The following is a 17631-nucleotide window of genomic DNA, read 5'->3' as shown; positions in this document are numbered from 1 at the left end:
CGGGGAGCGCTGTCCGCAGGGGACCGCCGTCCGCAGCGGGACCGCCGCCCGTACGGGGACTGCCGGCGGTACGGGTCAGCTCGCCGTGCAGGTGACCGTTGGCCAGGTCCAGGTGCCGTTGGTCTGGATCGTCATGCCCCAGTTGTTGCCGCTGCCGTTCGGTTTGGCGACGAGCTGTTGGGCGCTCGGGTAGGTGGCGCCGATGTTCCAGGTGGAGAGGACCTTCTCCGGCGAGGGCACGTTCATCGTCACGGTCCAGTTGCTGGAGCCGCTGACCGAGACGTTGAGGTTGTAGCGGTCGCTCCACTTGTCCCCGGCGGAGAGCGTCGCGGTGCAGCCACTGCTCGTACCGCCGCCCGTTCCGCCGCCCGTGCTGCCGCCGGAGCCGTCGAGCGTGATGTTGGAGTTGCCGCTGCTCTGGTAGCCCTCGGTGGCGAGCACCATGTAGTGGTTGAACGAACCCAGGGTCATGCCCTTGCTCGACCAGGCGTCGAAGTGGTTGCCGGTGGTGATGGCCCCACCGGTCCTCTTGGACTGCCGGACGCTCCAGTACTGCTTGAACGTCTTGTTGTCCCCCTCGATCGACGGGGCGTTGGTCCGGGTCGTCTCGTAGATGTCGTACGTGCCGCCGTCGGTGGTCACCGTGCCCTTGAAGGTCCCGGTGGGCCGGTAGGTGCCCCAGTTGTCGACGATGTAGTACTCGACGAGCGGGTTGCTGGTCCACCCGTAAAGGGACAGATAGGCATTGCCCGACGGGTTGAAGGTGCCGGTGTAGTTCACCGTGCGGCGTCCACCGTTGCTCCACCCCTTGCCGGCGACGAAGTTGCCGACGTTGCTCCAGTTGGTGCTGTAATTCCCGCCGGAACCGAGGTTCATGGAGACCGATCCGCCACCGTCGGACCAGTACGAGTAGTAATAGCCGTTGTTGGTGCCGGTCTGGTTCGTGGTGATGGTCGTGTCGGCGTTGGCGGTGCCCGGCAGGATCAGCGCGGTCGCCGCCGCGGCCAGGGCGAAGGCCCGCCCGAGGAGCCGGAAGCGGCCGAGGCCGCGGCTCCTCGCACGAGTGGTGCCGTCCTTCGTGAACATGCTTCCTCCTTGTGCGGACTGGCCGGAGGCCAGGTGGCGGAAGACCTCCCCGGTCCGGGTCTGTCATGGACGCGTCAGAAGGTGAGCCGTGTCGGAGCAGGGGCCGGCACGGCGGGGTGGTGCGTTCCTGGCGCGGCCGGAGCCGGTGGGGCGGGTCGTGCGGGTGCCTCACATCGACAGGCTTTGAGGTCTGTCAGCGACGTCAGTGTTGATTCGGCGCTCTGGGGTGTCAATGGTTTCGGCACGCATCGCGAAAAACTTTTTTGAATCGGGAGAGGGGGTGGAGGATGTTCTCCCAGCTCAGTGTGAGTGTTATCCGGGATGGCGTGGTCGAGATCGAGGGAATCCCTTGATACGCGAAGCGATAAAGGGTCGGGGAAGGGTCGCCAATTCGAAACATTTCGAAAGTTTTTCGGTCGCGCAAAGGTGTTTCGGTATATGTATCCGCAGGGGTATTGGAGTGGCGTCGGTGCGCGGGTCGCGGAGGTGCGCCCCGGCTCCATGCGGCCGGGGCTGGCCGAAATTCGCCCCCTGGTCCGCCCCATGCGAACGGCCCGGCTCCTGGGGGAGGAGCCGGGCCGTGATCCGTACGCGGAGTCGGTCGGTGCCGGTCGATCGGTCGGTCCGTCAGCGGTGAAGGCCGCTCCGTGACGTCAGTTCTTGACGCCGAAGACCGGTTCGAGGGGGTCCGGCAGGAGGTCGTTGCAGGCCAGTGCGCTGTCACGGGTCAGGGCGTCGTCCACGCAGGTGTAGTAGTCCCGGTAGACCAGCTCGACCGTGAACGTCCCGGCCACCATCACCAGCGCCAGCAGTGCGGTCACCAGTCCGCTGACCGCCGCCGTGGTCTGCGGCTTGCCGCCGGTCCCCGGTACGGGCCGTCCGGGTCGGCCACCCGGCGGTACGGAACCCGGCGCTACGGAACCGGGTGCGGGCTGCCCGGCGGGGGCGCCGCCGGGCGTCGGGGCTCCGGCGGCGGGGGTCGCTCCGGTCCGGCCGGAAGCTGTCGTACCGTCGGCCGGGGCAGGCGGCTTCGGGTCCGCGCGCAGCGAGCTGATCGCCCAGTAGGTGCCGAGCGCGCCGAGCAGCAGGGCGATCTCCGGGAAGCCGAACAGCACGAAGAAGAAGGCCCACATGCCGCTGAGCACCGCGTAGCGGGCACGGCGCTGGGCGGGGTCGGTGGGGTCCCACCGCATGCCGCCCCGGCCTCCCGAGGGCTGCTCCGGTCCGCCGCCCGCGCCGGGGCGCCGGCCGAACTCGCCGTTCTCCCGGCCGGGCTGCCGGTCGCTCCACTGGCTGCCCCAGACCGGACGCCCGTCCGAGGGGCCGGGGGTGTTCCCGCCACCCTGACCGTGGCCGTCGCCCTGGCCGGTGCCGCCGCCCCGGCCGCTGTGGGCCGAGGGGTGGCGCGGGCGCCAGGCCTGGTCGGGCCGCCCCTCCGGGGGTGCCGCGAACGGGTTGTCGTCGGTGGGCGCGGCAGCGCCGGGGGTGCCCTGCCCGCCGGACTCACCCGCGGAGCCAGGCGTACCCGGGGCGCCGGACGGGCCCGAGGAGCCCGGCGTACCCGAGCCGCCGGTCGAACCGGTCGAACCGGTCGAACCGGTCGAACCGGTCGAACCGGTCGAGCCGGGCTGCCGTTCCCGCAGCAGGAGCGCCGGCGGTGCGGGCGACGGCACCGGCGAGGCGCCCTCGGTCAGCGGTGAGAGGCGCGGGTGGCGCGAAAGGTGCGATGGCTGGAAGGGGCGGGAGTCGGTGCGGCGGCGTCGGTCCGGCATGTGGTGAACGTCTTCCCCATCTCGTCGTTTCCGCCCGTCGGACGGTTCGCGTCCCCTGACGCTACCTCCCGGCCACGCCCCCGTCCCGTGGGGGCCGCAGGGTGTGCCGGTATCGTTGCCGACGACCGGTCCGTTCGTAGGGTCCCCCGTACCCGAGGGCGATCCGCGTTCGTAGGACCGCACAAAGAGTCCGTCCAGCACCAAGAGATCCGCCCGCGCGTCGCAGGCGCGTCACCACGCGAGAAAGGGCCCGTCCGTGGCCTCGCCCACCTCCGCCGCTCCGGCCCGTTCCGCCGGTCCGGCCCGTCTGGTCGTACTGGTCTCCGGCTCCGGTACGAACCTCCAGGCCCTGCTCGACGCCATCGACGCCGACCCCGAGGGGTACGGCGCCCGCGTCGTCGCGGTCGGTGCCGACCGCGAGGGCATCGTCGGTCTGGAGCGTGCCGAGCGCGCCGGCATCCCCACCTTCGTGTGCAAGGTGAAGGACCACGCCACCCGCCAGGAGTGGGACGCCGCGCTGGCCGCCGCCACCGCCGCGCACCGGCCGGATCTCGTCGTCTCGGCCGGCTTCATGAAGATCGTGGGCAAGGAGTTCCTGGCCGCGTTCGGCGGCCGGTTCGTCAACACCCACCCCGCCCTGCTCCCCAGCTTCCCCGGCGCCCACGGAGTGCGTGACGCACTCGCGTACGGCGTGAAGGTCACGGGGTGCACCGTCCACTTCGTCGACGACGGTGTCGACACCGGTCCGATCATCGCGCAGGGCGTGGTCGAGGTGACCGAAGAGGACACCCCGGAGGGCGAAGCAGCTCTCCATGAACGCATCAAGGAAGTCGAGCGCAAGCTGCTCGTCGAGGCCGTGGGGCGGATCGCCCGTGACGGCCATCGCATTGAGGGACGAAAGGTTCATCTCGGTCATGTCGGTGAATAAGCCCATCCGTCGCGCCCTGGTCAGTGTCTACGACAAGACGGGGCTGGAAGACCTCGCCCGCGGTCTGCACGAGGCCGGCGTCGAGCTCGTCTCGACCGGCTCCACCGCCGGAAAGATCGCCGCCGCCGGAGTCCCGGTCACCAAGGTCGAGGAGCTCACCGGCTTCCCCGAGTGCCTCGACGGCCGTGTGAAGACCCTCCACCCGCGCGTGCACGCCGGCATCCTCGCCGACCTGCGCCTGGACGCCCACCGCGAGCAGCTCGCCGAGCTGGGCGTGGAGCCCTTCGACCTGGTGGTCGTCAACCTGTACCCGTTCAAGGAGACCGTCGCCTCCGGCGCCTCCGACGACGAGTGCGTCGAGCAGATCGACATCGGTGGCCCGTCGATGGTCCGCGCCGCGGCCAAGAACCACCCGTCCGTGGCCGTCGTCACCAGCCCCGAGCGGTACGCCGACGTCCTCGCCGCGGTGAAGGCCGGCGGCTTCGACCTGACCGCCCGCAAGCGGCTCGCAGCCGAGGCCTTCCAGCACACCGCCGCCTACGACGTGGCCGTGGCCTCCTGGTTCGCCGCCGACTACGCCGCCGCGGACGACTCCGGCTTCCCCGACTTCTTCGGTGCCACGTACGAGCGCTCCAACGTCCTGCGCTACGGCGAGAACCCGCACCAGCCCGCAGCCCTCTACACCTCCGGCGCCGGCGGTCTCGCCGAGGCGGAGCAGCTGCACGGCAAGGAGATGTCCTACAACAACTACACGGACACCGACGCCGCGCGCCGGGCCGCGTACGACCACGCCGAGCCGTGCGTCGCGATCATCAAGCACGCCAACCCGTGCGGCATCGCCATCGCCGACGACGTGGCCGAGGCGCACCGCAAGGCGCACGCCTGCGACCCGCTCTCCGCGTTCGGCGGCGTCATCGCCGTCAACCGCCCGGTGACCGTCGAGATGGCCGAGCAGGTCGCCGAGATCTTCACCGAGGTCATCGTCGCCCCGGCGTACGAGGAGGGCGCGGTCGAGGTCCTCGCCCGCAAGAAGAACATCCGCGTGCTGCGCTGCGAGGGCGCCCCGACCGCCCCGGTCGAGGTCAAGCCGATCGAAGGCGGCGCACTGCTCCAGGTCACCGACCGGCTCCAGGCCGACGGCGACGACCCGGCCAACTGGACCCTCGCCACCGGTGAGGCGCTCTCCGCCGACGAACTGAAGGACCTCGCCTTCGCCTGGAAGGCGAGCCGCGCGGTCAAGTCCAACGCGATCCTGCTCGCCAAGGACGGCGCCTCGGTCGGCGTCGGCATGGGCCAGGTCAACCGCGTCGACTCCGCCAAGCTCGCCGTCGAGCGCGCGGGCGCCGAGCGGGCCCAGGGCTCCTACGCCGCCTCCGACGCCTTCTTCCCCTTCCCCGACGGTCTGGAGATCCTGACCGCCGCGGGGATCAAGGCCGTGGCCCAGCCGGGCGGTTCGGTCCGCGACGAGCTGGTGGTCGAGGCCGCGAAGAAGGCCGGCGTGACCATGTACTTCACCGGTACGCGCCACTTCTTCCACTGATCACGCGGTAACGGCCAAGCGCTCCGGCACCCGGGCGTGACAGCCGTGCGGCCCGTCGGGACTTCCCGGCGGGCCGCACGCGTACCCGCCCGCGACCGCCGGTGAACGGGACGGAACCGGGGTCTCCCCGGGGCTCCGGCTCTCTGTTCTAATGGATCGCTTGTCCGAAGGGGTGCGCCGGGCCGCGCGATCCCGGCGTGCGCGTGCACGACTCGAAGCGAACCGGTGGGTGAATGCATTGCGGATGGGGAAAGCCGCGCTCGGTCCGGGCGGCAACGAGCGGCGCCGTACCGGAAGCAGCTGGTCCGTCCCGTCGCAGCAGTCGCGCGGCGCGGACCCCGGTCCGCACGGGGACGACCAGCCGCAGGCCGAAGAGCCGCAGGAGCCGCTGTCCGAAGAGCCGCTGCCCGAAGAGCCGACGCCCGACGGGGCGGCCCTCGAAGCGCCCGCCACCGAGGTGCCGCCGGGCCGCGTTCCGCTGCGCCCGTACCTGATCATCGGCGCGGTCCTCTGCGCCCTGTACTTCCTCTACTCCTACCTCCAGTACGCTCGCTTCGACTCGCCCTCCTGGGACCTCGGCATCTTCGAGCAGGAGGTACGGGCGTACGCCGGCTTCCACGCCCCGGTCGTCGACATCAAGGGCCCCGGCTACCTGATCCTCGGCGACCACTTCTCCCCGGCGCTGGCGCTGCTCGTCCCCGTCTACTGGATCTGGCCCTCCGCCGTCGCGCTGCTGCTGGCGCAGGCCGCCCTCTTCGCGCTCTCCGCCGTCATCGTCGGACGTACCGTCCAGCAGGTCCTCGGCGGGCGGTACGGCCCCTGGGTCGCGGTCGCGTACGGGCTCTCCTGGGGGCTCCAGGAGGCGGTGAAGTCCGACTTCCACGAGATCGCCCTCGCCGTCCCGCTGATCGCCCTCGTCTGCCGGGCGCTGCTCACCGAACGCTGGACCGCCGCCGTCCTCTGGGCCCTGCCGCTGGTCCTGGTCAAGGAGGACCTCGGCATCACGGTGGCCGCCGTCGGGCTCGTCCTCTTCGTCCTCGGACAGCGGTTCCAGGGCACCCTGCTCGCCGTCACCGGCGTCTGCGCCTTCGTCCTCACGGTGTTCGTCCTCATACCGGCGGCCAGCAGCGCGAGTTCGTACGACTACTGGAAGAAGATCGACACCGACGGCCAGCAGCACGTCTCCACGCTCGACGTGGTGCTCGGCGCGTTCAACTCCTCGGTGAAGATCGAGATGCTGGTCTTCCTCTTCGGCATCACCGCCTTCATGGCGCTCCGTTCACCGCTGGTGCTGCTCGTGCTGCCCACGCTCGGCTGGCGGCTGCTCTCCAGGGACGAGAACCACTGGGGCATGGTCTGGCACTACAGCGCCGTCCTCATGCCGATCGTCTTCCTCGCCATGGCGGACGGCATCCGCCGCAGCCGTACGTCACCGATGCCCTGGCTCGCCTCCTTCGCCGGCGTCGTCGTCCCGGTGACGGTGGGCATCGCCTTCGCGATGACCCAGCACCTGCCGCTGCGCGAACTGCTGCGCCCGGAGACCTACCGCGCCGACGCCGGGACCTACGCGGCGCGCGAGGCGATGGCGGCGATCCCGGCGGGTGTCCGCGTCGAGACCGACATCACCCTGATGGCGCATCTCACCGCCGACCGGACCGTCTACTGGATCGGTGGCGCCCCCGGCACCGCCCCCGACATCGTCGCCTTCGACGTGGATGCCGGCTGGGCCCGTTCGATCCAGGACCCGGCGGCGTACGCGGAACAGCTGCACCCGGAGGCGAAGTACCGGCTCAAGCTGCGCACGGGGGGCATCGTGGTGGTGGAACGGACCTCGCCGGCCCCGGCCCTCGCGGCCGGCTGAGTCCCGCGGCGGGAAAGCGCGTCGGGGGAACGCGCGGAGGCCGTGCCCCATGTGCGGGCACGGCCTCCGGAGCGTTCCGGTCACCGCGGCCGGGGCCGCGGCCGGTACTGCCAGGACTACTTCGCCTTGACGACGACCGTCGAGCAGACCTTGTCCGCGAACGTCTGCTTCTTCGAGTCCCAGAGCGGCCACAGCCACCCGAGGTAGCAGGCGAACGAGTCGAGCGCGTGGGCGATGCGACGCACGAAGGCCATGCCGAAGCCGAGCGGGCGGCCGTCCGCCTCGCGCAGGACCTTGATGCCCACGGCCCGCTTGCCGATGGTCGCGCCCGTGGAACCCTCCTGGATCAGCATCCAGATGATCACGCCGAGCACGCCGAGGAACCCGATGACGCTCAGGATTCCGCCGAGGGCGCTCGAGTCGCCGCTCGACAGTCCGGCGCCGACGATGACGAGGATGTACGGCACCAGGATGACCAGGCCGTCGACGAGGGTGGCGAGGAAACGCCAGCCCCAGTTGGCCAGTTCGGGGCCACCGCTGCCGGGGCCGTAACCGGGGCCCGGCGCGTAGCCGTACGGCTGCTGCGGGGGGACGCCGTAGGGCTGGCCCGGCTGCTGCGGGTAGCCGTAACCCTGCGGTCCGCCCTGTGGGGGGACGCCCTGCGGGGGCTGCTGCGGGTAGCCGTAGCCGGGCTGACCCTGCGGGTTCTGGCCGGGCTGCTGGCCGTAGGGGTTGGTCGGTTCGCCGAAACTCATGGGGTGTGTCCTTCAACCTGTGCGCAAGGGACGTTGCCACGACGGAAGAAGGAGGCAGTGCATCAGCGGTCCGCCCCCCAAACCCACCGCGGCACTGCCTGCTCATCGTTATAAGCGGATCATCCTTTTGTCCAGGGCGGGGCGCCAGGTGTTGTGCAAGTGCAACGTGTGCAGCCCGCCGCCGGACCCGAATTGGTACGCAGGAGGGTTCATCCGCGAGGATGGGGGCATGACTGCCCAGATTCTCGATGGCAAGGCCACCGCAGCCGCGATCAAGTCCGAACTGACCGTCCGCGTGGCGGCGCTCAAGGAGCGGGGCGTCACGCCCGGCCTCGGCACCCTGCTCGTCGGGGACGACCCGGGCAGCAGGTGGTACGTCAACGGCAAGCACCGCGACTGCGCACAGGTCGGCATCGGCTCGATCCAGCGCGAACTCCCCGACACCGCCACCCAGGAGGAGATCGAGGACGTCGTACGCGAGCTCAACGCCAACCCGGAGTGCACCGGTTACATCGTCCAGCTCCCGCTCCCCAAGGGCATCGACACCAACCGCGTGCTGGAGCTGATGGACCCGGCCAAGGACGCCGACGGGCTGCACCCCATGAACCTCGGCCGTCTCGTCCTGGGTGAGGCCGGCCCGCTGCCCTGCACCCCGCAGGGCGTCGTCCAGCTGCTCCGCCACCACGGCGTGGAGATCAGCGGGAAGCACGTCGTGGTCGTCGGACGCGGTGTCACGATCGGCCGCCCGATCCCGCTGCTGCTGACCCGCAAGTCCGAGAACGCCACGGTCACCCAGTGCCACACCGGCACCCGCGACCTCTCCGCCCACCTCAAGGAGGCCGACATCATCGTCGCCGCCGCCGGGGTGGCCCACATCATCAAGCCCGAGGACGTGAAGCCGGGCGCCGCCGTGCTCGACGTCGGCGTGAGCCGCGACGAGGACGGCAAGATCGTCGGAGACGTCCACCCGGGCGTGGCCGAGGTCGCCGACTGGATCTCCCCGAACCCGGGCGGTGTCGGCCCGATGACCCGCGCGCAGCTGCTGGTCAACGTCGTCGAGGCCGCCGAGCGCGACGCCGCCGCGGCGGACGCCCAGGCAGCAGGCTGACCCCGACGCAACCGACCAGCGCCCGGAAGGAAACCGATGGCTGCTGCTACCAGCCCGGCCGACCCCGCCCGCAGCGACGCGGGAGGCGGTGAACCGGCCGGGGGTCCCACCGGGAAACCCGCCGCCGAGCCCGCTGCGGAGGCCTCCGCGGAGCCGTCCGCGGAGGCCTCCGCCGAGCCCGCCGAGGGCACGGAACCACAGGATGCTTCCACGGCGCCCCAGGACGCCTCCGCGGAGACGCCCCAGCGGTCCTGGCGGTTCACGTTGACCCACGACACCGCCCGCCCCGAGGGCGGCGGCCGGGCGGCGTCGGGCGACGCCCCCGCACCGGCCCGCCAGTGGCCGCTGCTCACGGTGCTCGTGACGGCGGCCCTGGGGCTGCTGCTCGTGGCCACCGACCCGTTCGCCGAGGCGTTCCGGATCGGTTCCCTGCTGATCGGCGTGGCCCTGCTGGTCGGGGCCGTACTGCGCTGGGTGGTCCCCTCGGTGGGCATGCTGGCCGTACGGTCCCGGTTCACCGACCTGGTCACGTACGGGGTGATGGGCACGCTGATCGTGCTGCTCGCGCTGATGGCGCAGCCGAAGCCGTGGCTGGACATCCCGGTACTGGAGGACGCGGTCCACTTCACGATCCGCTGACGGACCGTGGGACGACCGGCGTGACGGTCTGCGCGTGTGCCCGTGAGGCAGGTGCCGCGTGGTGCCCCGCGAGCGTGCCCGTGAGGTGTCCGTCCCTTCCCCCGACAGGGACGGACACCGGGGCGGGCGCGGCGGGGCGGTGCGGCCCCGGCGGACGGCTGCGCGAGCGCCGTCCGCGGCCCGCTCCAAGAGTCATGGACACGACCAGGCGGGGCAAGGAAGGGCCTCCGCCTGTGGCACGGAAGTGACCATTCCGGCACCGTGTGACCGCCCTGCCACCGCCGTGCCACCGCTGGGTGACCGTCCGGTCGGCGCGTCGCCGGGTCCGCCGTCTTCGGGCTCGCGAGATCACCGCGTGCCGGGTGCTGGTACTCCGTCCCGTTCGGGGATCAGCGAGTGAGGGGATCGAGGGGGTCGGCAGGTGTCCGCTTCGGACTTCTACGCTCACGTCGCCGTTCGCGGTGAGGTCCTGGGAGCCGGTCTCGACGCCGACCCGGGAGCCTGGGAAGCCGCGCTGGGGGCGACATGCCTCGATGTTCCCGTCGGTGGCCAACTGCGGCGGGACTACGGGCTCGTGGAAGTCAACTTCACGCCGGACCGGCCGGGGCGGCAGGGGCGGATGTCGTGCTTCGGCTTCGGTGTGAGCATCCATCGCCTGCTGTACGACCAGTCCCCGAGGACCGTGCCGTCCCCGCTCTCGCGGGAGTACGGGGAATTCACGTCCAGAGTTCCCTTCGAGGGACTGCGGACCGCCATCCTGGCCCTGGGCCACACGACCGAACTCGACCGGGGCAACACGTCGAGCGACATGGAGTGCTACCGCGTTTCCGCGTCCACCGCCCGCATCCACGTCGTCACCGACCCCGACCCGTACGGGTCGGGCGACCCGGATCCCGACGGACACCAGAGGGGCGACGTCTGGTCGATCGACGTGTGGTGACCGGCGGGCGGCCTTCCGGCAGCGTCCGTGACACCTCTTCGCCACGAGGAACGCCGGGCGGTGATCACCTGCGCGGAGGGGACGATCCGAGGAGCGCGCACGCGGGCCCTCCTCCCCCCGGCCGTACCACCTCCCGCCGGCCACCGGTACGGGGAGTCTGTGGGCCGTGACACAGGGGGGTGGGCGGTCGCCACGGCCCGGGTCGGATAGCCTGACCGACGGATATCTCTTCACATCAAGATTCAGGGGATGTCCAGCTCCAGGGGCCATGAGCCCCCACCGCCAGCTGTCTAACGGAGATCGCCATGACCCGCACTCCCGTGAATGTCACCGTGACCGGCGCGGCCGGCCAGATCGGCTACGCGCTGCTCTTCCGCATCGCCTCCGGCCACCTGCTCGGCCCGGACGTGCCGGTCAACCTGCGTCTCCTGGAGATCCCGCAGGGTCTCAAGGCCGCCGAGGGCACCGCGATGGAGCTCGACGACTGCGCCTTCCCGCTGCTGCGCGGCATCGAGATCACGGACAACGCCGACGCCGCGTTCAACGGCGCCAACGTCGCGCTGCTCGTCGGCGCCCGTCCGCGTACCAAGGGCATGGAGCGCGGCGACCTGCTCTCCGCCAACGGTGGCATCTTCAAGCCCCAGGGCAAGGCCATCAACGACAACGCCGCGGACGACATCAAGGTCCTCGTCGTCGGCAACCCGGCCAACACCAACGCGCTCATCGCGCAGGCCGCCGCCCCGGACGTCCCGGCCGAGCGCTTCACCGCGATGACCCGCCTCGACCACAACCGCGCGATCTCGCAGCTGGCCGCCAAGACCGGTGCCGCCGTCTCCGACATCAAGAAGCTGACGATCTGGGGCAACCACTCGGCCACCCAGTACCCGGACATCTTCCACGCGGAGATCGCCGGCAAGAACGCCGCCGAGGTCGTCAACGACGAGGCGTGGCTGGCCGACACCTTCATCCCGACCGTCGCCAAGCGCGGCGCGGCGATCATCGAGGCCCGTGGCGCGTCCTCCGCCGCCTCGGCCGCCAACGCCGCCATCGACCACGTGTACACCTGGGTCAACGGCACCGCCGAGGGCAACTGGACCTCGATGGGCATCCCGTCGGACGGCTCCTACGGCGTCCCCGAGGGCATCATCTCCTCCTTCCCGGTCACCACGAAGAACGGGTCGTACGAGATCGTCCAGGGCCTGGACATCAACGAGTTTTCCCGCGCGCGCATCGACGCGTCGGTCAAGGAGCTCGTCGAGGAGCGCGACGCGGTCCGCGAGCTCGGCCTGATCTGACCGAGCTGATCCGATCTGACCGATCCGATCTGATCCGTCCGGTCGGATCTCCGGGGACTGTCCGCAGTCCGACCGGTCCGTCAGTCACCCCGGAGCGCCCGTACGGCACCAGCCGTGCGGGCGCTCCGGCGTGTGCGGGCGCGTTCCGGGGGAGGGCGGCACGGCGCGCGGCGTGAAGGTTGCGTGCGCGGCGCCGCCCCTGGCGCGCAATCGCCTCGCGCCACCGCCCCGTCGCCCGCTACATTGGCGTCCTTTCCCATGCAACTCCTGTGCGAACGAGCCGGGTTGCTCTCCGAAAGGGTGCCGGTGACCGTGACTTCCGTGCCGCCGCAGGAACCGCACGGCGGGGACGAACCGGGCGGCAGGCCGCCCGTTCACCCCGCGGGCAGTGAGGCGTGCCGACTGCTCTGTGCCGGAGTCCACCACCACGAGGGCTTCCGGAGCGCGGTGATCGACCACCTGTACGTCCAGGAGAACCGGATCGTCGCCCCCTCCGCGGGCTTCGACGCGGCCCGCGTCCTGGCCCACGCCCTCTGGGCCCGTAAGACCCAACTCCAGTGGGCAGCGGGCACACTGGCTTCCTGGGTGCTGGCCGTCGTCGTCACCCAGGGCTTCTTCGTCATCCTCGCCGGAGCGTCCTTCTGGCTCGGTGTCGCGCGGCTGATACGGGGCGCCGACGCCGAACCGCCCTTCTACCGGGTCGTCCCGGCCCTGCTGATCCGCTGGTACGCCCGTTTCATCCTGGGCCTGTTCGTGCTGGCCGTCCTCGTGACGGTGTTCGGCGGCACTCTCGGATTCCTCGACGGCGGCGACTCGTACGACCCCTACGACGGCTACGGCTCGGGCGGTTACGGCTCCAGCGGTTCGGGCGACGGCGTTCTCGACAGCCTCCCCGGCGTGTTCGCCCTGGGCCCGAACCTCGTGGGCAGTCTCTCCGGCGGGATGCCCACCTCCGTGCCCTGGCTCTGCCTGCTGGCCTTCGCCGGACTCGCCTTCCTGGTGGGACTCCAACGCGGCCAGTTCTCCCGGGTGATGGGCGCCGAACTCTCCCCGCAGCGCTTCGCCGACCTCGCCGCCGACCCGGCCGAACGGTACGCGGGCGGGCGGTTCCGGTGGCTCCGCGACCGCATCCGCGTGGAGCAGAGCTCCCCGTTGATCATGTACAACGAGGACGATCCGTTCTGCGGGAGCGGGGACACCCGCCGCGCCTGGAACCTCTCCGTCGAACTCCGGCCGCGCACCGACGCCAAGGCCGAGCCCATCGACAACGCGGCGATCCTCCGCCGGATCGTGCCCCTGCTGGAAGGGCTCCGGGTGCCGTCCCCGCACGGCTCGCCGCAGGCTGCCGCCGCCGTCCGCGACCGGCTGCGCGAACTCCAGGTGGACGAGTGCGTGTTCCTCCCCGTACGGGGGCTGCCGAGGCGCCAGGACGCGCCGTACGGGCCGGAAGGGTTCGAGGCGCACCGGCTGGCCGCCGTCGAGGAGGGCGGCGAGAGCCGCAGGCACTTCCTGCGGATCAGGGTCGGCGGCTGGGGCGAGGAGGTCGTCGTCACCGTCTTCGTCCGGGTCCACACCCAGGGCGGGATGCTGATGCTGGAGGTGGCCCCGCACATCCTGAAGCCGCTGCTGCCGTTCTTCCGGGAGCTGGACCAGATCGCGCACCAGCACCGCAACAACAGCTGGTTCGGCAAGGCGCACTGGGCGGTCACCCGGGTGCCGGGTTCACTGATGGGCTCGCTGATCACCCTCGGCAGGGGCGGGGCCGGCAGCGGGAAGCAGCTCACCGAAGGCCATGGCGGCGCGCTCCCCGAGGGGCCCGCGCTGTCGGTCCGGGAGCTGGCCTCGGACACCCGGGCCACGCTCTTCCAGGAGATGGACATCGACCGCTACCTCAAGAGCATCGAGGACCGGGTGACCGGCGGGGTGCGCCTGGCGCTGCGCGAAGCGGGCTGGCAGACCGACGAGTTCGAGCAGAAGATCGTCCACATCGGTGCGGGCGGAGTCTTCATCGAGTCCGCGACCGACAGCGCCATCGGCGTCGGCGACAACAACACCATCACCAGCAACCGGCTGCGCGCGGAGCGGCGCGGCGGCGGTACATCGGGTACCCCCGGCGCTCCGGGGCCCCGGGGCTCCTCGGGCACTCCGCCGCAGCGGGGGCCGGGCTCGGGGCCCTCGTCCCCGCCGTCCTCGCCGTTCGGCCCCGGCCCGAGAGACCAGTAGCAGTGACCCAGTACCACCGGAGGGACATCACCATGGGAAGCACGGACGGACAGCAGAAGCCGCCGCCCGGCGTGTACATCGGCTCCATGACGGGCAGCCCGATCGCCATCGGCGACAACAACCGGGTCACCCTGAACCACGGTTCGGTGCCGGTCTCCGACGAGCACGCCGAACTGCTGCGTACCGTAAGGGAGTTGCGTGCCGACCTCGCCCGCTTCGTCGCCACCGACGCCACCGGGGCACTCGACTCCGAACTCGCCGCCGTCGCCCAGGAGATCGAGACGGACGGCGTCGCCGCACCCGGACGGCTCGCCCGTCTCCGCGCGGCCATGGACGCGGCCGGCTCCTTCGTCGCCACCCTGGCGTCGGGTGTCGCGGTCGGCCACGAGCTGTCGGCACTGCTGGGAGGCTGACCGATGACGGGCGGCGGCGCACCGCGCTGGAACGACGAGACACAGAGGTGGGAGACGGGCGACCGGCCCCCGCCGGCCGTACTGCCCCCGCTCCCCGCCTCCCCGCCCGTGGCCCCGGCCCGGCCGGCGACCCCGCCGGGCCCGTACGTACCGCCACCGCCCGACGGCCCTCCGGACGGCGCATCCGGCGGATACGTCTACGGCCCGGACGGGCGCGGCGGGTTCGAGGGCGGGTCCGATCCCGGCCGGGACGGCGGGACGGGCGGTCACTTCGTCGGCGGGTTCATCGGCGAGGTCGAGCCCGGGGACGGCGTAAGGGAGGAAGGCGTCGGCACCCTGTGGCAGCGGTTCACCCCGCTGACCGCCGGACTCACCGTCGGCGTGCTCGCCGCGTGCACGGCCGCCCTCTGGTTCACGCTCGCGCAGGACGACGACCACCACCCGACGGCCCGGGGGGCGTCGGCCTCCGAGTCCGTCTCCCCGGTGGGCGTGGCCGGCGAGGAGAGCGCCGGTGAGGAGTCCGCCGCCGAACCGACCGGTGAGGGCCCTGCCCCCACGGACGAGGAGTCCGCCGCGGCGACGCCCGAACCCGGGTACGCGGCCGTCTCGGACCGGAGCGGCTTCACCGTCTTCGTGCCCGAGGAGTGGCAGAACCGCACCGAGGACGAGCACGGCGTCTACTACACCTCCGACGACGGCACCTCGCTGCTCCAGGTCTGGCAGGTCACCGGGGTCACCAGCGCCATGGACGCGGTGCACGCCGCCTCCGAGAGCCGCAGCGCCAGCCCCGGGTTCCAGGAGATCAGCGTCGAAGCGGTGGACTCCCCGGACGGCGGCGACGCCGCCGAGCTGGTCTACGCGTACGACCACGAGGCCACCGGCACCCGCCGCCAGGTGGTCGACCGGGTGTTCACCGCGTCGGACGGCAGGCTGTACGCCCTGCTGGTCGCCGCTCCCGAAACGGCGTGGCCGCTCCACGAGGAGATCCTCGCCCAGGCGCTGGCCGGCTTCGACCCGGAGGGCTCGGCGTTCTGACCGCCGCGTGCCCGCCGGGCCGGGTCGGCCGGGCGGGCACGCGGGTGGGTGCGCTGGTGGGCACGCGGGTGGGTCAGTGGGCGCCCGGGGTGTAGTGGCCCGGGACCATGCGTGTGCTCACGGCGAAGCGGTTCCAGCCGTTGATCACGTTGATCGCCGCGACCAGGTGCGCCAGCTCGGCCTCGTCGAAGTGCTTGGCGGCCTTCTCCCAGACCTCGTCCGGCACGAATCCGTCGGTCACCACGGTGATCGCCTCGGTCAGCTCGATCGCCGCGATCTCCTTCTCCGTGTAGAAGTGCTTCGACTCCTCCCAGGCGCTGAGCTGGACGATCCGCTGCACGGTCTCGCCCTGGGCGAGGGCGTCCTTGGTGTGCATGTCCAGGCAGAACGCGCAGTGGTTGAGCTGCGAGGAACGGATCTTCACCAGCTCGCCGATGACCGGGTCGAGTCCCTTACGGGCAGCCGCGTCGAGCCGGACCATGGCCTTGTAGACGTCGGGGGCGAGCTCCGCCCAGTTGAGGCGCGGGGTGTGCTCGGGGGCGAACTCGGACGTGGCGTGGGTGTGGGTCGGTGTCGTCATGGCCACCACGCTACGACGCGGGTGGCGCCCGGCTATGGTCCATTTCCATGACGGATTCCTGGGCCACTTTCGGGGCCGACCTGCACATCGAGCCGCACGCCGGCGGGCTCCGCGACGGGCTGATGGAGGCGCTGCGGGACGCCGTACGCACGGGAAGGCTGACGCCCGGCACCCGGCTGCCGTCCTCCCGGGCGCTCGCCGCGGACCTCGGGATCGCCCGGAACACGGTGGCGGACGCCTACGCGGAGCTGGTCGCCGAGGGCTGGCTCACCGCCCGCCAGGGCTCGGGGACCCGGGTCGCCCGGCGGTCGGAGCCGCGCGGCGGAACCCCGGCCGCCCGCAGGGCCCTGCCTGCCCGCCGCCTGCCCACGTACAGCCTGATGCCCGGCCAGCCGGACCTGGCCTCCTTCCCGCGCGCCGCCTGGCTCCGCGCCTCCCGCCGCGCACTCACCCGAGCCCCCAACGAGGCCTTCGGGTACGGAGACCCGCGCGGCCGTATCGAGCTGCGCACCGCCATCGCGGAGTACCTGGGCCGCGCGCGCGGGGTGTACGCCGACCCGGAACGGGTGGTGATCTGCTCGGGGTTCATCCACGGACTGCGCCTGCTGGGTGCGGTGTTGAGGAAACGGCGGGTACGCGAGGTCGCCGTCGAACCGTACGGACTCGACTTCCACCGGGGCGTCCTCGCCGATGCCGGACTGCGCACCCCCTGCCTTCCGCTCGACGAACAGGGCACGGTGACCGACGAGTTGATGGGCATGCGCGGGGTCGGCGCCGTACTGATGACACCGGCCCACCAGTTCCCGACGGGCGTCCCGCTGGACCCGGACCGGCGGGCGGCCGCCGTCGACTGGGCGCGCGCGACGGGCGGGGTGATCGTCGAGGACGATTACGACGGCGAGTTCCGGTACGACCGCCAACCGGTCGGCAGCCTCCAGGGACTCGACCCCGACCGGGTCGTCTACATCGGCACCGCGAGCAAGTCCCTCGCCCCGGGGCTGCGGTTGGGCTGGATGGTGCCGCCCGCCGGCATGGTCGAGGAGGTCGCCGCCGCCAAGGGCTTCTCCGACTGGACCACCGGCTCGCTGGAGCAGCTCGCCCTCGCGGAGTTCATCGCCTCGGGCGCGTACGACCGCCACGTACGCGCGATGCGGCTGCGCTACCGGCGCCGCCGCGACCAGCTCGTCGCCGCCCTCGCCGAACGCGCCCCGGACATCCGGATCAGCGGTATCGCGGCCGGTCTGCACGCCGTCCTCGAACTCCCCGAAGGCACCGAACGCTCGGTGATCTCCGCCGCCGCCTTCCAGGGACTGGCCCTGGAGGGCCTCTCCTACTTCCGCCACCCGGACGCCGAACGGGAGCGCGACGCGTTGGTCATCAGCTACGGCTCACCGCCCGACAGCGCGTGGAAGGGGACTCTGGACGCCCTCTGCCGGGTGCTGCCGTGAGGGGTGCG

General features: G+C 71.7%; 15 protein-coding genes. 11 read left to right on the top strand and 4 right to left on the bottom strand.

Going from position 1 to position 17631, the window contains the following annotated elements:
- Positions 1-75 precede the first annotated feature (75 nt).
- Entirely contained in the window at positions 76-1086 is a 1011-nt protein-coding gene (locus ACWCSV_RS12925) for a glycoside hydrolase family 11 protein (protein WP_451141440.1), read from the bottom strand.
- Between the two features lie 653 nt (positions 1087-1739).
- Entirely contained in the window at positions 1740-2858 is a 1119-nt protein-coding gene (locus ACWCSV_RS12920) for a hypothetical protein (protein ID WP_451141439.1), read from the bottom strand.
- Positions 2859-3114: 256 nt separating this feature from the next.
- On the opposite strand from ACWCSV_RS12920, the gene purN reads away from it, so the two are divergent.
- The 3 genes from purN to ACWCSV_RS12905 all read left to right on the top strand — a co-directional run bounded on the left by purN (position 3115) and on the right by ACWCSV_RS12905 (position 7187).
- Positions 3115-3786: a phosphoribosylglycinamide formyltransferase gene (purN, locus tag ACWCSV_RS12915; protein ID WP_451141437.1), complete on the top strand. Its 672-nt coding sequence runs from the start codon at positions 3115-3117 to the stop codon at positions 3784-3786.
- Positions 3773-5326, top strand: a complete 1554-nt coding sequence (gene purH / locus ACWCSV_RS12910; protein WP_451141435.1) for a bifunctional phosphoribosylaminoimidazolecarboxamide formyltransferase/IMP cyclohydrolase — start codon at positions 3773-3775, stop codon at positions 5324-5326. Before purN ends, purH begins: the two co-directional genes overlap by 14 nt.
- A gap of 244 nt (positions 5327-5570) precedes the next feature.
- The gene (locus ACWCSV_RS12905) at positions 5571-7187 is read left to right on the top strand and encodes a DUF2079 domain-containing protein (protein WP_451141433.1); all 1617 of its coding nucleotides are present in this window, start codon (positions 5571-5573) and stop codon (positions 7185-7187) included.
- Positions 7188-7303: 116 nt separating this feature from the next.
- Here ACWCSV_RS12905 and ACWCSV_RS12900 read toward each other — a convergent pair whose 3' ends face one another.
- Positions 7304-7942 (bottom strand): RDD family protein, encoded by a 639-nt coding sequence (locus tag ACWCSV_RS12900; RefSeq protein WP_451141431.1) that lies wholly within the window; start codon positions 7940-7942, stop codon positions 7304-7306.
- A 229-nt stretch (positions 7943-8171) separates the two neighbouring features.
- Here ACWCSV_RS12900 and ACWCSV_RS12895 point away from each other — a divergent pair, with 229 nt between their 5' ends.
- From ACWCSV_RS12895 to ACWCSV_RS12865, 7 genes are all read left to right on the top strand, one after another.
- Positions 8172-9050 (top strand): bifunctional methylenetetrahydrofolate dehydrogenase/methenyltetrahydrofolate cyclohydrolase, encoded by an 879-nt coding sequence (locus ACWCSV_RS12895; protein WP_451141429.1) that lies wholly within the window; start codon positions 8172-8174, stop codon positions 9048-9050.
- A 36-nt stretch (positions 9051-9086) separates the two neighbouring features.
- Entirely contained in the window at positions 9087-9689 is a 603-nt protein-coding gene (locus ACWCSV_RS12890) for a DUF3017 domain-containing protein (protein ID WP_451141427.1), read from the top strand.
- A gap of 421 nt (positions 9690-10110) precedes the next feature.
- Positions 10111-10629, top strand: coding sequence for a hypothetical protein (locus tag ACWCSV_RS12885; protein ID WP_451141425.1), 519 nt, complete (start codon positions 10111-10113; stop codon positions 10627-10629).
- Between the two features lie 305 nt (positions 10630-10934).
- The gene (locus ACWCSV_RS12880; RefSeq protein WP_451141423.1) at positions 10935-11924 is read left to right on the top strand and encodes a malate dehydrogenase; all 990 of its coding nucleotides are present in this window, start codon (positions 10935-10937) and stop codon (positions 11922-11924) included.
- 306 nt (positions 11925-12230) lie between these two features.
- Positions 12231-14147: a hypothetical protein gene (locus ACWCSV_RS12875; protein ID WP_451141421.1), complete on the top strand. Its 1917-nt coding sequence runs from the start codon at positions 12231-12233 to the stop codon at positions 14145-14147.
- 32 nt (positions 14148-14179) lie between these two features.
- Positions 14180-14560 carry a hypothetical protein gene (locus tag ACWCSV_RS12870; protein WP_451141419.1) on the top strand — a complete coding sequence of 127 codons (381 nt, stop codon included), beginning with the start codon at positions 14180-14182 and terminating at the stop codon, positions 14558-14560.
- A gap of 3 nt (positions 14561-14563) precedes the next feature.
- Entirely contained in the window at positions 14564-15595 is a 1032-nt protein-coding gene (locus tag ACWCSV_RS12865) for a serine/arginine repetitive matrix protein 2 (RefSeq protein WP_451141417.1), read from the top strand.
- Between the two features lie 73 nt (positions 15596-15668).
- Here ACWCSV_RS12865 and ACWCSV_RS12860 read toward each other — a convergent pair whose 3' ends face one another.
- The gene (locus ACWCSV_RS12860) at positions 15669-16175 is read right to left on the bottom strand and encodes a carboxymuconolactone decarboxylase family protein (protein ID WP_451141415.1); all 507 of its coding nucleotides are present in this window, start codon (positions 16173-16175) and stop codon (positions 15669-15671) included.
- A 47-nt stretch (positions 16176-16222) separates the two neighbouring features.
- On the opposite strand from ACWCSV_RS12860, the gene pdxR reads away from it, so the two are divergent.
- Positions 16223-17623: a MocR-like pyridoxine biosynthesis transcription factor PdxR gene (gene pdxR / locus ACWCSV_RS12855; RefSeq protein WP_451141413.1), complete on the top strand. Its 1401-nt coding sequence runs from the start codon at positions 16223-16225 to the stop codon at positions 17621-17623.
- The last annotated feature ends 8 nt before the right edge of the window (positions 17624-17631 follow it).

It is taken from the genome of Streptomyces sp. NPDC001770, assembly GCF_053596135.1.
Note: the sequence above shows the minus strand (reverse complement) of the source record. Positions and strands in the feature narration are given on the sequence as shown.